This is a genomic window from Neobacillus sp. PVCKKU3, assembly GCF_058323225.1.
This window is the reverse complement of the sequence record NZ_JBLVQN010000062.1, coordinates 16,324-28,579: the sequence shown is the minus strand read 5'-3', so window position 1 is coordinate 28,579 and position 12,256 is coordinate 16,324. Positions and strand designations below refer to the sequence as shown.

Genomic DNA, 12,256 nt, shown 5'->3' with positions numbered 1-12,256 from the left:
CATGCATCAGAGCGTCGAAAACCGAAGAATTTCGTCGCTTTTTATCTTTTTATACCTTGTTTTATCGAAAACGTTCTATGGAAGTCTGAAAATGTTATAATACGTTTTGTGTTAATTCAATTATTAAACAAACATTTTCGGGGTGTGTTTTTGCAATGAGACAAGCACAATTAGCAGAAGCTATACGTAATAAAAGAGCCGAGATGATTCAAATAGGGATGTCAAAGGGACTCGATAGTGAAGAAACCATTTATTGCAGTCAAGAGCTAGATGACCTTTTAAATGAATATAACAGATTACTATCCCAACCCAAACGTTTTAACCCTATAAATGATTACTTTGATTATTTACTTTTTCTACATAAAAGCACCTATAGAATCGTCCGTTTAGGCTATGATGCATGGGGACGGTACTAATGCATCATTCAAACTTGAAGTGCCATGTCGCGATATTTATTTCTCTAAATAGTCCATGGCACTTCTATTTTTTTAAATTGTCCGCAAGGTTATTAGCTGCCCTGCCCACTATAAAGAATGCTAAGAAAAAAAGGCAAACACAGGAATGTGCTTACCTTTTAGACAATGTGGAAATCGATAGTTTTTCACATACTTAGTTATGTTAGGATGGGCGTTCTTAATAAATGTTCTAGCCTCATGTTCTTTACCATTTTTATAAAGAATCTAACCTTGATCACGAATGTAATAACCAAGTTAACCAAACGAAGTATATTCAAACTAACTCCCCCCACACCGTTATTAGCATCAGCGAACCGACACTAGTTATATTTTGCACTTTCAACCCATCCCTTTATTCAATTCCCATTATTGATAATCCGGGGACGGTCCTCCATTTGTGGGGGTTCCTCGAACCAGCCGTTTTTTATCTTAATCTCGATCCCTTCTTGTGCGTACCTCCACTTCAATTAAGTTTATCGGATAAGTAAAATATGTACTTTTTTCTAAGTTCCCCAACCTTTTTAAAAAAATCAAATATTTTATTCCCAGACGTCATACATAATATTTTTTAGAAAAACGGGAAGGTTAGAAATATTTATGAACCAAATTTTCACGGAAACGGAGGAATCCTTGTGGCTGTTGAGGCAGAACAGATGAGGTTTTGTGAAAACTGTAGGAAAGAAACAGTTCACCATGTTTATGAAGATGCACTTGAATTGGAATACCGGTGCATGAAATGTGATGAAACCACTGAGATGGTGAAAACATTTTTCTAGCGGTTTTTTAGAAAGGCAAAAGGCAGCCAAATTAGTTTAATTGGCTGCCCATCATGTTATACTGGTCCCATAACAGGACCCTCGAGTATAAATTTGCTCAAATTAATTTTTTATTTGTACTCCCATTAATCTCTCACACATATAACAAAACTGCTTAGCGAAGTCATTTATAGTTTCTAATAACTGTACATCCACAACTTCATTTTTATCATTAAACTGGCTGTTGTGAGCAAAAATAGTTGTCGATATGATGTACCCATTTAAATAACCTGCCAGTGGTTTTAACTGATTTTCTGCAACGAGAAAATGTTGATTGTTTCCTCCAGTCGTGACAAAACCCATCACCTTATGTTTAAACGCTGCCGGTGGAATTAAATCAATTAAATTTTTGAATGCACCGCTAAATGAACCTTGGAAAATAGGCGTTCCGAATACAAATCCGTCCGCCCCCATTATTTGGTCAATTACCTTTTTGGTATCACCATTGTAATTAGAGATTGGACGGCCGTCACAAAACTCAATTTGATAATCCCTTAGATCCAAAAACTCAATTTCTAGTTCAGGATTATGGATTTTTATCTTGTCTAAAACTTTACCAATCACAATCGCAGTCTTACTACCGACAATAGTGCCTGAAACCCCTAAAATTTTCATTTCTCTTCCTCCTCATATTTCAATAATCGAAAAAAAGATCTATTGATTCGGCCAATCTTCAGGGATCCGGCCAACATTCCGGTTATAATATAAAAGAGGAGCCTTTTCGGCAAATGAAAGATCGATTACTTCACCTAAAAGGATAAAGTGGTCTCCAGCATCGATTTTATTAATGATTTTGCACTCGAAAACCCCTAGTGAGTCTTGGATAATCGGTAGTCCATTTGAAGAAGTTTCCCATTGCACTTTTGAAAAACGGTCTTTTTCCTTACCAGCAAACGCCCAGCATGCCTCTGCCTGATCTGTAGTAAGGGTATGCACAGCGTATTTTCCCCCTTGTAAGAATGCATCTAAAGCCGATGATCTTTTATCGATGCACCAAAGCACCATTAACGGGTCGATTGAAACAGAAGCAAACGAATTGACGGTCAGCCCAACCGGGTTTTCATTTTCATCCATTGTGGTTACGATCGTCACTCCAGTTGGATATTGCCCCATAATTTTCTTGAAAATATTTGCTTTCTCCATTGTTTTTGTCATCTGTATTTTCTCCTCTCACAGCCAAGTTTTTTGAATTATAGATAAACTTCATCTAATATCTCCTGCTTTACCGATGGCCTTTCATTCCAAAAATTATTCAGACTCTTCACAAGGCCGCCGTTTCCGAATCTCGTTTTTACCGGTGTTGCAATTTTCATCTTTGGCTCAACCACAAAATTGGAAAACTCAACTATAATCTGTCTTCTTTCGATAACATCTTGTATCCCCTGTTCGAAAAACCATTCATCAATCCTGTTATAAATACCGCGATTGATTCCGAAGTTCATTTCAATACTTTTTTGAAAGGTATAGTCTGGAACATTTACATTAGGTGTTAACACAACCAGGACCTCCCATCCTATAAAATATTAATCCTTCAAACAAGTTTAGCAGGAACCTCCACTTCTACTATTTCTATTTTTCCGGATTTCAACTGAAACGAATCAACAGGGTCGGAGGTTTGTGCGGTACAACAGTAAAGGGTCCTTCCTTCTTTTCCACCTAGGGCAACAGCATAACAGTTTTGGCTTGTTTGAACTTTATCTGTTATCTCTCCCCCTTCTATCACCCGATAGACCATAGATTCGATTGGATTAGATACCCAAATCGCTCCTTCTGAGTCAATGCAAATGCCGTCTGGATAAATATTTTCAAATTGAGCCCATACCCGCCGATTAACGAGGGTTCCGTCGTCCTCAACATCAAATGCGGTCAAACGATTACCATACGTCTCTGCGATCACCATTGTTTTTCCATTATCGGTCAAAACAGTCCCATTTGGAAAAACCATGTTTTCGGCAGCAACCTTTACATTTCCATCCGGCTCGATACAAGCAATGACAGCAGTCGGCAGTTCCATATTTTTCAACGTTTCTCTGCCGTACTTTTTCGCTAAAGCGGAAAGATTTCCGCCGAAATTTCCAACATAGGCTCTTCCTGCTTTATCTACAAGCATGTCATTGCAATGGTATGTGGCAATTGGATTCAAATCTGCGTGTTCTGTTAGCTCCCCGTTATTTTCCAGGCAGTAAACTTTTCGATTCAGCATGGAAACGACAAGCATCCTTCCGTCTGGAAGCCATCCCAGTCCTGAAGGCTGATCATCCAATCGGCAAACCATTTCTACTTCTCCGGAGTCTATATCAGCCTTCAACACCCGCTTACTAAAAAAATCAGAAAACCAGAAGTAACCATTATAAAATCTCGGGCCCTCACTAAAGGTTAATCCGGTTATAAAGTCCGTCGTTTCGTTCACACTTAAACCTCATTTCACTAGATTATTGTAAGTAGACACAATTTTTCGAAATTTCAATACATATCAATCTGGCTGATTCAGTTTCCTCCATAAAGTACTGCGGCTGATGCCTAATAATTTTGCTGCCTCAATCTTGCTTCCATTAGCTGCATTTAGAGCTTCATAGATTTGCTTTTTTTCCACTTGTTTGATTACATCTTGAAATGTATCTTGTTCTCCCATTTCTTCTTGAAGAACAATACTATTTTCCTCTATTGCTTCACGGAGATTTCGCAGCAATTCTTTCCTTGTTACCATAAAAGGATGCTCTAAGTAAGCAAACATTCTCTCCAATGTATTTTCCAATTCTCTTATATTCCCCTGCCACTTATGCTGAGCCAATATATAAGCGATCTCTTTACTATTTTCATTGATTAATTGAGCAAACTGCGGATAGTGTTTCGTTGTAAAGAACTTCACCAAAGGTTCAAGGTCAGATAACCTGTTCCTTAATGGCGGAAGATACAAATTTAGGACAGCAATTCGATAATATAAATCCGTACGAAATTCATTATTTTTTACCTTGTCGATCAAATTTACATTTGTTGCCGAAATAACCCTGACATTAACAGGAATGGGGGTCGTGCTGCCAACACGCATGACCACTTTCTCTTGGAGAACCCTAAGAAGCTTCGCCTGCATGCTTAAAGGGATTTCTCCAATCTCATCTAAGAACACAGTCCCATTATGGGCTTTTTCAAAGAGTCCTGGTTTTCCCCCTTTTTTTGCTCCCGTAAACGCCCCTTCGATATATCCGAAGAATTCAGATTCAAGCAGGTTATCAGGTACTGCAGCACAGTTGATGGCAATAAAAGGTTGGTCCTTCCTGTAGCTTTTATTATGGATGCTTTGGGCAAACAATTCCTTCCCTGTACCGCTTTCCCCAAGAATTAAAACATTCGAATCAGTCCTGGAAAATTTGATTGCCTTTTTGATTGTCGTTACGATTCCTTGGCTTGCACCAACAATGTCTTCAAACTGGTATTCGGCCATATTGGGTTTGCTATACATTTTTCTTCTTATTCTGTTTCCGCTTTCCTGAACGGCATGAATATCAGAAAAAATACCAACCATCCCATCAAAATGTTGGTCTACAACAATCGGAAATGTACTTAGCAAGAAATTCTTGTCTTTATAGGAGACAATTTGTTCCTTTATCCCCTTTTTCCATTCAGTATTACCAATACCTTTTGTGTCAACAAGAATTTCTTTTACATGTAATCCACGCAGGTCCTTTTCTTCGATTCCAAGGAGAGTAGTAGCTTTGCGGTTGACGTTGACGATATGTCCAGTATCGCTGGAAATAATTACTCCTTCATTAAAATTCTCCATGATGTAATTTTCTCTTTGAGAATTTCTTTTTTCTTCGAAACGGGCATTTAAAATACCTAAAGCAATATCAACCGCCAGGTTAATACTTTCTTCTCCGTACCAGACAATTCCATGCATTCCATTCTCTATCGCAAGTCCCGTAATCAACCCCGCACCAATTACGACAGACTGGCGATTTTCCTTAAGCTGTGCAATGATTGCCTCGGCTTCTTCCCATGTTTCGTACGTATATTGATGTATCTTGACCTGAAATAGCGATTCAAATTGGTCTATTTTTCTATCAATTATATAATCATTAAAATTGATTAGATTGACTTCATTGCTGTATTGGCATCCTTTTTGAATAGCATCTAGGAAATCGTTGACTTGCAGCCTGATCGGAACGAATTGCCCTCGATCATTTTGGTCTTTAAAAACTTTGTAAATGGCTGCACCACAAATAACAACATCTTCATTCGTGATGATATTCTTGTTATCAAGAATACACTGACCTTCCATTGATTCTATGACGAGCCCTTTTATTGACTTATTTTTCTTTTCTATTGCCCTTTTGATTAAGTCATCCAATGGCGCTGAGCCTGATATAATAAGTCTTGCCATTATCTATCCTCCCAAGCTTCCCCTTAACTTTGCCAAACTTCATCTAATTTTTGACTACAACATTTATTATACAACTTGTAATCGAAACATTCTGAATAAAAAGAAACTATTTAACTGAGGTCGGCAAGAACAAGGCTATTTCAGGGAATATATACAGTAACGCTATTAAGACTAGAATCGGAATGACAAAGATGATGGCACCTTTAAATATGCTGACTAAATCCAGTTCTTTAACGACTCCATTCAACACATAACAGTTCATTCCCACCGGAGGAGTTATTAGGGCCATTTCCACTACTAAAACAATAATGACGCCAAACCAAATCAAGTCAAACCCAAGTGCTTCAACTAATGGGAGTATAATTGGAATCGTAACAACTACCATTGAGAGGGAGTCCATGACACAGCCAAGCACCATGTACATAAGAATAATAAGGATAAAAATCATTGCTGCGGATAAATCTCTCGCGAACAGAAAGTCTGAAATCATCTGCGGAACTCTAGTTATCATCAAAAAATAGTTTAAGATAAATGCCCCCATGACGATGGCAAAAATAAATCCTGTCGTTTTAATCGTTTCATAAACAGTAGCCGTAATCTTCTCTTTCGTTAATTTCTTGCGGGCAAAGCCAATCGCAAATGCACCAAGAGCACCAACTCCGGCAGATTCTGTCGCGCTGAAAAATCCGACATACATTCCGCCAATAACAATTATAAACAAAACGACAATCCAAATAGTTGGTTTTAGAGAGCTAAACTTCTCTTTCCAGCTAATCTTTTCCTCTTCCTTCGTCTTTACATGATGGTTTGGATTTATGAATATAGCGATCGAAATCGCAAGCATAAATAATAGAGTTAGGAGAATCCCGGGAATAATTCCTGCAATTAACAGTTTCCCAATCGATTGTTCTGTCATCATTCCATAGACGATAAACATTGTACTTGGTGGAATCAAAATTCCGAGTGTGCCTCCGGCTGCAATGGAACCACCTGTTAAGCTTTTGCTATATCCAGCATTTAACATTTCTTTTGCTGCCATAACTCCCATCGTTCCAGTTGTGGCCAAGCTGGAACCGGAAGCGGCAGCGAACATGGCGGAAGCCCCGACTGTGGCTATACCTAATCCGCCTTTTAATTGGTTGAGCCAGTTCCGAAAGGCAGTGAACAATTCCGTTGTCAGGTCTGAATAATATAATAACTGTCCCATCAGGACAAATAGAGGAATTGTACTTAACGTATAAGAAAAGCTTTGTTCCCAAACATTGGTGTTAACAACAGAAAACAGGGTTTCCCATCCTTTTAAATAGACAATCCCCAAACAGGCTGGAACAGCCATCGAAACAGCAATGGGAACCCGGAGAAACATCAGGACAAAAACCGCGATTATGACGATAATACTTACAGCAGTAATGGACAACATATATCACTCCTTTATCTAACCCTTGTTCGAGAATTTTCCTAATCGATGAATTTTTTATCTGCAAATTTCTTGATGATTTCCAAACACCAGGCTGCAAATCCGATAATCAATAAATATTTAAATGGATATAAAGGAATCTTTAAGAGCAAAGATGTAGTTGAGTATTCCATTTTCTGTATGAAAACCCAAATAACGAGCAGGCAGAAAACTAATGTAATCAACTTTCCAATAATCCCTAATATATTTTGCAGGGATGAAGGCAATTTCTCCGTAAATATCCCTATCGAAATGTGGGAATTTTCCGATTCCGTAAAAGCTAGTGATGCAAAGATGATGACAGCCATTAGAAATTGAACAATTTCGATATCACCGATTATTGGAACGCCGATCGTCCTTGAAACAGAAAAACAAAAGACTAGGGCCACCATCAGCAAGAGGCCGACATAAGCAATCCATTTATTAATGTCCGTGATATATTTAATGATTTTATTAAACAAAGTACCAAATCCCCTTTCTATTCATTCTTCATCAATAAGGGAAAGATTGGATGCTTTAAATAAGGGGCCTGCCGGTTCCAATCATTACATCTAAATTTTCCGACAGCCCCTATGTTGCAGCATCCTTCTATTTTGCATTTATCCCAGCAACGACTTTAAATCTTTTGGTAGGCTTCTACATTGCAGAAATAAGGCATTACCTCTTTGGCGAACAAATTCATCGATTTAATCACCCGATCATTAGGCTGACCACCGATATTCATCCAACAAATAATGTTATTCAGCCCTGTTTCTTCGCGGAATTTCTCAATATCTTTCCGAACCTTTTCAGGCGAACCGACAATCGCGTTTTCGGATTTGAGGAATTCATTATAATCAAGTACTTTATCCCGCTGAACCACACCGAACACTGGACGATTATCCCGTTCAGACATATACCACATTAATCCTTCTTCAAATTCTTCATACGCCTGTTCATCCGTTTCGGCAACATAAACGAAAAGGAGCTTGCCTGATCGGGCCATAGCTTCATTTACGTATTCCTCCGAGTATCCAGCAGCAAGGGCCGTTTCTTGGTACAAATTGATTTTATGGAGAGTATCATCGTTTTTGATGCCGCCTAAAACAAACGAGTAGCCATCTTTTGCAGCATTGATAATGGAGGCGTCATTTCCAGAAACCATCACGAAGAGGGGCGGGCCAGGCTGTTGAATTGGCCTAGGGTTAATTGGAATGTCTTTAAAATTATAAAATTGTCCTGAATAAGAAATCCTCGGATTGGTTAATGCTGCTTTTAAAATATCTAGAGATTCTTCGAACCTAGCATGTCTCTCATCGAAATCCACATTGTATGCATCAAATTCTAATTTGTCATACCCTTTGCCAACCCCCACATAAAGCCGGCCGTTACTGATGACGTCAACTAAAGTCATTTCTTCAGCCAGCTGCATTGGATGGTGCAAAGGTAATCTAGCTACCGCAGATCCTAATTTAATTCTTTTAGTCTGGGCCGCAGCAGCAGCTAAGTAAACGGTTGAAGAAGTAACAACCCCGTAGTCTCTGGCATTGTGTTCTGCCATCCAAGCGCTGTGAAACCCAAGTTCATCTGCCGCTTTGATTTGCTCCAAACCGTTTCTTAATTCTTCGTCTTCCGTTTTAAAAGGTGATTTAGAATTCAGGAAAAATAGACCAAAGCTCATTTCATTTTCGTGATTTGTCATATTAACATCCCTTTCAAAATTTATTAGTTGTTTAGTATAAATAAAGAATTTAAACCTCCACTTTAGAACTAATCATTTTTCACCTGAATGGATAGTTCAGCTGAAAACCCTTACAACAGGAAAATCCCTAAACATATCAGTTTGACATATTCAGACAAAATCCCTTTAAAAGCAGCGTTAAATCGCATGGGAATTCTTTATTAAAGCGGGAAAATTCTTTTCATTTTTAATGATGCAAATATTATGCCAACTTTAAAGATAATGGCTTTTAATCTGTTAAACCCTGCATGAACCGCTGCAGTTACTATAAATTTCAGGAATAAGCCTCCTGTTAAAACAAACCTTCTATCCATCCAAATAATTGCTATGTGCCACGTTGTAAAATAAAACGTTTCAAAATCGAAACATATTGAAACATGTTGAAACCTTTGAAACAGCTTAAAACATTTGAAACTCAAAAGTTATTCTTTTACAAAAAAGTTCTCATATTCCTCGCGAAGCTTCCTTTTTAGGAACTTGCCAACACCTGTTTTCGGTACCTCCTGGATAAATAGAACCTCGTCCGGCAGCCACCATTTTGCAAACTGCGGTGCTAGATATGCAAGCAAATCATCCCTTGTCACCTTTTCTTTAAAATGATCGTGTAAAACGACAAAAGCTACAGGCCGTTCCTGCCATTTCGGATGCGGAATCGCAATGACCGCTGCTTCAAATACAGCTTCATGGGTCATAAGCGCATTCTCTAGCTGGACAGACGAAATCCACTCTCCACCGCTTTTGATCAAATCTTTCGTTCTGTCTACTATTTTGATATACCCTGCCTCATCAACCGTTGCAATATCCCCGGAATAAAGCCAGCCATCCTTTACCGCCTCTGCCGTTTGCTCCGGCTTTCTATAGTAATGATCGGTAATCCATGGCCCCCTAAAGAGGACCTCTCCCATCTCTTCTCCGTCCATTTTTACTTCGCCTGACTCATTTATGACATTAATATCTATCAAAGGCACTGGTATTCCCTGCTTAGTCAGTTGGTTGATTTTTTCTTCTGTTGATAGATTATGATGATAGCTTTTTAGTTTGCTGACTGTAGCAACTGGACCTGTTTCAGTCATCCCGTAAGCATGCATGACCGGCACATTGTATTTTTCCATAAATGTGGTAATAATCCCTTTCGGTGGCGCCGACCCGCCGCATAGGATATAACGCAGGCTGGATAAATCATAACTCTTTCTGTTTAATTCATTTAGAACCCCGATCCAGACAGTCGGTACACCCGCCGTTAATGTTACACGTTCAGACTCTATCAATTGCAAGAGTATTTGCGAAGTAAAGTTTGGACCCGGCAATATTTGGGTTGTGCCAAACCATACGGATGCAAAAGGAAATCCCCATGCGTTTACGTGAAACATTGGTACTACATGCATCGCCCGATCTTCCTCAGACAGGCCCATCGTATCTGTAAGACCGAGCATCAAGCTATGCAATACGATACTTCGATGAGTTGATAATACACCCTTTGGATTTCCGGTCGTTGCCGAGGTGTAACACAGTCCAGCAGCTTCATTTTCGTCTATATCATCTGGAAAAGAGAAACTATTATCACCGGTTGCAATGATTGATTCATAGTTATAGAGAGGTTTTTCCGAAGATTGGGAAAGCTCACCGTCTTCCGACATGATGATAATTGCCCTAACTGTTGGAATTTTATCGATTATGCTCTCAATTAACGGAAAAAGTCCTTTATCGACAAGCAGGATCTTATCTTCCGCATTGTTTATGATATATGCCAGATGATCGGAAGAAAGCCTAATATTGATTGTGTGCAAAACCGCACCCATGCTGGGAATGGCAAAATATGCTTCCAAATGCCGGTGGTCATTCCAGGCAAATGTCCCAACCCGATCACCTTTTTTTACTCCTAGCATTTGCAAGACACTTGCTAAAGAACGGGTTCTTTTAGCAAATTCCTCATAGGTTAAGCGGACAATGCCTTTTTCAGTTCTAGAAATAACTTCTTTCTTCGGAAAGTACTTTTCTGCCCTGTACAGAAGTTTGTCAATTGTCAGCCGCGTCTCCATCATAAACATCCCTCCCTGTTTTATTGGCTTTTTGGGGAGAAAAATGCTCGATGCACTTAATCCCCCAATGTTTAATAGACTGCTATTTTTTAAATATATTTCTTGTTACACTTCCTGGCTGTTAAACCATTCAATTGTGCCTTTTAAGCCTAGTTCATTGATTTTACGGTACATTAGCTTGATACCTTCAGCAGTATGGATAATCGCATCTTGTTCGGGTCCATACATCAAACCGGTACGGAACCCTTGTAAATCCATAATCCGATTATGGGCCATCTTTTTCAGCTTCAATACATCCGCTGGAGTTTTAGCAATGCCTCTTGCGATCTTTAATGTTTCTTCCTCAAGACATTCCGCATCAAAGCACTCTGCTGCAAATCCGTATTGCACAGCTTTTTCTCCACTTATCCGGCTTCCTGCAGTCAGGTCTAACATTTTTGCGCGCTGCGGTCCAACATGCCAGCCCCAATAGATGCCGACAAATCCACCGCCAAGAGGCAGGGATGGGAAACCAAATTGGGCCTTCTTATCAGTGATGACAATATCGCAGCAAGCCAACATTTGGGTTCCCCCTGCTAAAGCAAATCCTTGAACCTGGGCAATGACCGGCTTTGGATATTCCCAAAGTCTTATCCAGCGCCTTGTGCATTCTTCCAAGTAATCTCTGTCCTCCGTGACGCTTGGCTCCCTGTATTTGCCAACATCGTAGCCTACGCTGAAAGCCCTGCCATTTCCTTTGATGATTAACACACTGATATCCTGGTCCTTTTCTAGCTCATCAAGAGCCTTGTCAAAGGCTTGGAACAGTTCCCGGCTTAGTGCATTTAATTTTTCTGGTCTATTTAAAATTACGTAGGCAATTCTTCCTTTTTTCTCAATGAGGACTAATTGATCTTCCATAAAAATTCACCCATTCCATGTTTTAGTATTGAATCAATTATTTCTTTGAAATATCCTTTAAAACATAAGTCGCTCTGCCAGTAGCGAGCAATTTCCCATCTTCATCCTTGACATCACCGACACCTACAGCCAGTAATTTACTTTTGTTAATGATTCTTCCTTCCGCGTAAATCTTTCCTTGATTAGCTGGCCGAAAAAAGTTGATGTTTAGCTCCGCGGTTAAACTAATCATATGATCAGGCATTTCGCTCCTTACTGCCGAACCGATGACAGAATCTATTAATGTAGTAATGACACCACCGTGAACCATTCCTGCCCCTTGCAGCAATTGGTCCTGTACAGCCAAGGATAAAGTAGCGGTTCCTTCACCAATATCCTCAATTTGAAGGCCGATTAAATCCCGAAACCGGTTATTTTTCATCCATTCCTCTTCACGAAGAACCAATTCATTTTTCATAGCAAGCTCCCTGAACATGATTTTTTATCGGTA

At 39.3% G+C, this 12,256-nt stretch carries 13 protein-coding genes; 2 read left to right on the top strand and 11 right to left on the bottom strand.

Annotated features, from left to right (window positions below):
- The first annotated feature begins 155 nt into the window (after positions 1–155).
- Both ACNQGS_RS27395 and ACNQGS_RS27390 read left to right on the top strand, forming a co-directional pair.
- A complete protein-coding gene (locus tag ACNQGS_RS27395) occupies positions 156–416 on the top strand; it encodes a Spo0E family sporulation regulatory protein-aspartic acid phosphatase (RefSeq protein WP_423798402.1) in 261 nt (86 codons plus the stop codon).
- Positions 417–1,087: 671 nt separating this feature from the next.
- On the top strand, positions 1,088–1,231 hold the full coding sequence (locus ACNQGS_RS27390; protein WP_423798403.1) for a hypothetical protein: 144 nt from the start codon (positions 1,088–1,090) through the stop codon (positions 1,229–1,231).
- 102 nt (positions 1,232–1,333) lie between these two features.
- Here the strand turns inward: ACNQGS_RS27390 and ACNQGS_RS27385 are convergent, their stop codons facing one another.
- The 11 genes from ACNQGS_RS27385 to ACNQGS_RS27335 all read right to left on the bottom strand — a co-directional run bounded on the left by ACNQGS_RS27385 (position 1,334) and on the right by ACNQGS_RS27335 (position 12,223).
- The gene (locus ACNQGS_RS27385) at positions 1,334–1,885 is read right to left on the bottom strand and encodes an NADPH-dependent FMN reductase (protein ID WP_491490143.1); all 552 of its coding nucleotides are present in this window, start codon (positions 1,883–1,885) and stop codon (positions 1,334–1,336) included.
- Positions 1,886–1,924: 39 nt separating this feature from the next.
- Positions 1,925–2,425, bottom strand: coding sequence for a flavin reductase family protein (locus tag ACNQGS_RS27380; RefSeq protein ID WP_423798405.1), 501 nt, complete (start codon positions 2,423–2,425; stop codon positions 1,925–1,927).
- 35 nt (positions 2,426–2,460) lie between these two features.
- On the bottom strand, positions 2,461–2,766 hold the full coding sequence (locus ACNQGS_RS27375; protein ID WP_491490142.1) for a hypothetical protein: 306 nt from the start codon (positions 2,764–2,766) through the stop codon (positions 2,461–2,463).
- Positions 2,767–2,801: 35 nt separating this feature from the next.
- Positions 2,802–3,680, bottom strand: coding sequence for an SMP-30/gluconolactonase/LRE family protein (locus ACNQGS_RS27370; protein ID WP_491490141.1), 879 nt, complete (start codon positions 3,678–3,680; stop codon positions 2,802–2,804).
- 63 nt (positions 3,681–3,743) lie between these two features.
- Positions 3,744–5,651 carry a sigma 54-interacting transcriptional regulator gene (locus tag ACNQGS_RS27365; RefSeq protein ID WP_491490140.1) on the bottom strand — a complete coding sequence of 636 codons (1,908 nt, stop codon included), beginning with the start codon at positions 5,649–5,651 and terminating at the stop codon, positions 3,744–3,746.
- Positions 5,652–5,757: 106 nt separating this feature from the next.
- Entirely contained in the window at positions 5,758–7,068 is a 1,311-nt protein-coding gene (locus ACNQGS_RS27360) for a TRAP transporter large permease (protein ID WP_491490139.1), read from the bottom strand.
- Between the two features lie 41 nt (positions 7,069–7,109).
- Positions 7,110–7,568, bottom strand: a complete 459-nt coding sequence (locus tag ACNQGS_RS27355; protein ID WP_491490138.1) for a TRAP transporter small permease — start codon at positions 7,566–7,568, stop codon at positions 7,110–7,112.
- A 155-nt stretch (positions 7,569–7,723) separates the two neighbouring features.
- The gene (locus ACNQGS_RS27350; RefSeq protein WP_491490137.1) at positions 7,724–8,788 is read right to left on the bottom strand and encodes an LLM class flavin-dependent oxidoreductase; all 1,065 of its coding nucleotides are present in this window, start codon (positions 8,786–8,788) and stop codon (positions 7,724–7,726) included.
- A gap of 461 nt (positions 8,789–9,249) precedes the next feature.
- Complete coding sequence (locus tag ACNQGS_RS27345) at positions 9,250–10,869, bottom strand: long-chain fatty acid--CoA ligase (protein WP_491490136.1); 1,620 nt, start codon at positions 10,867–10,869, stop codon at positions 9,250–9,252.
- Between the two features lie 102 nt (positions 10,870–10,971).
- Entirely contained in the window at positions 10,972–11,766 is a 795-nt protein-coding gene (locus ACNQGS_RS27340) for an enoyl-CoA hydratase/isomerase family protein (protein ID WP_491490135.1), read from the bottom strand.
- Positions 11,767–11,803: 37 nt separating this feature from the next.
- Positions 11,804–12,223, bottom strand: coding sequence for a PaaI family thioesterase (locus ACNQGS_RS27335; RefSeq protein WP_491490134.1), 420 nt, complete (start codon positions 12,221–12,223; stop codon positions 11,804–11,806).
- Positions 12,224–12,256 lie beyond the last annotated feature (33 nt).

Bases quoted from the DNA above. Each gene is read 5' to 3' on its own strand.
- ACNQGS_RS27335 (WP_491490134.1), bottom strand. From the start codon at position 12,223: ATGAAAAATGAATTGGTTCTTCGTGAAGAGGAATGGATGAAAAATAAC.
- ACNQGS_RS27380 (WP_423798405.1), bottom strand. From the start codon at position 2,425: ATGACAAAAACAATGGAGAAAGCAAATATTTTCAAGAAAATTATGGGG.
- ACNQGS_RS27350 (WP_491490137.1), bottom strand. From the start codon at position 8,788: ATGACAAATCACGAAAATGAAATGAGCTTTGGTCTATTTTTCCTGAAT.
- ACNQGS_RS27365 (WP_491490140.1), bottom strand. From the start codon at position 5,651: ATGGCAAGACTTATTATATCAGGCTCAGCGCCATTGGATGACTTAATC.
- ACNQGS_RS27340 (WP_491490135.1), bottom strand. From the start codon at position 11,766: ATGGAAGATCAATTAGTCCTCATTGAGAAAAAAGGAAGAATTGCCTAC.
- ACNQGS_RS27385 (WP_491490143.1), bottom strand. From the start codon at position 1,885: ATGAAAATTTTAGGGGTTTCAGGCACTATTGTCGGTAGTAAGACTGCG.
- ACNQGS_RS27395 (WP_423798402.1), top strand. From the start codon at position 156: ATGAGACAAGCACAATTAGCAGAAGCTATACGTAATAAAAGAGCCGAG.
- ACNQGS_RS27345 (WP_491490136.1), bottom strand. From the start codon at position 10,869: ATGATGGAGACGCGGCTGACAATTGACAAACTTCTGTACAGGGCAGAA.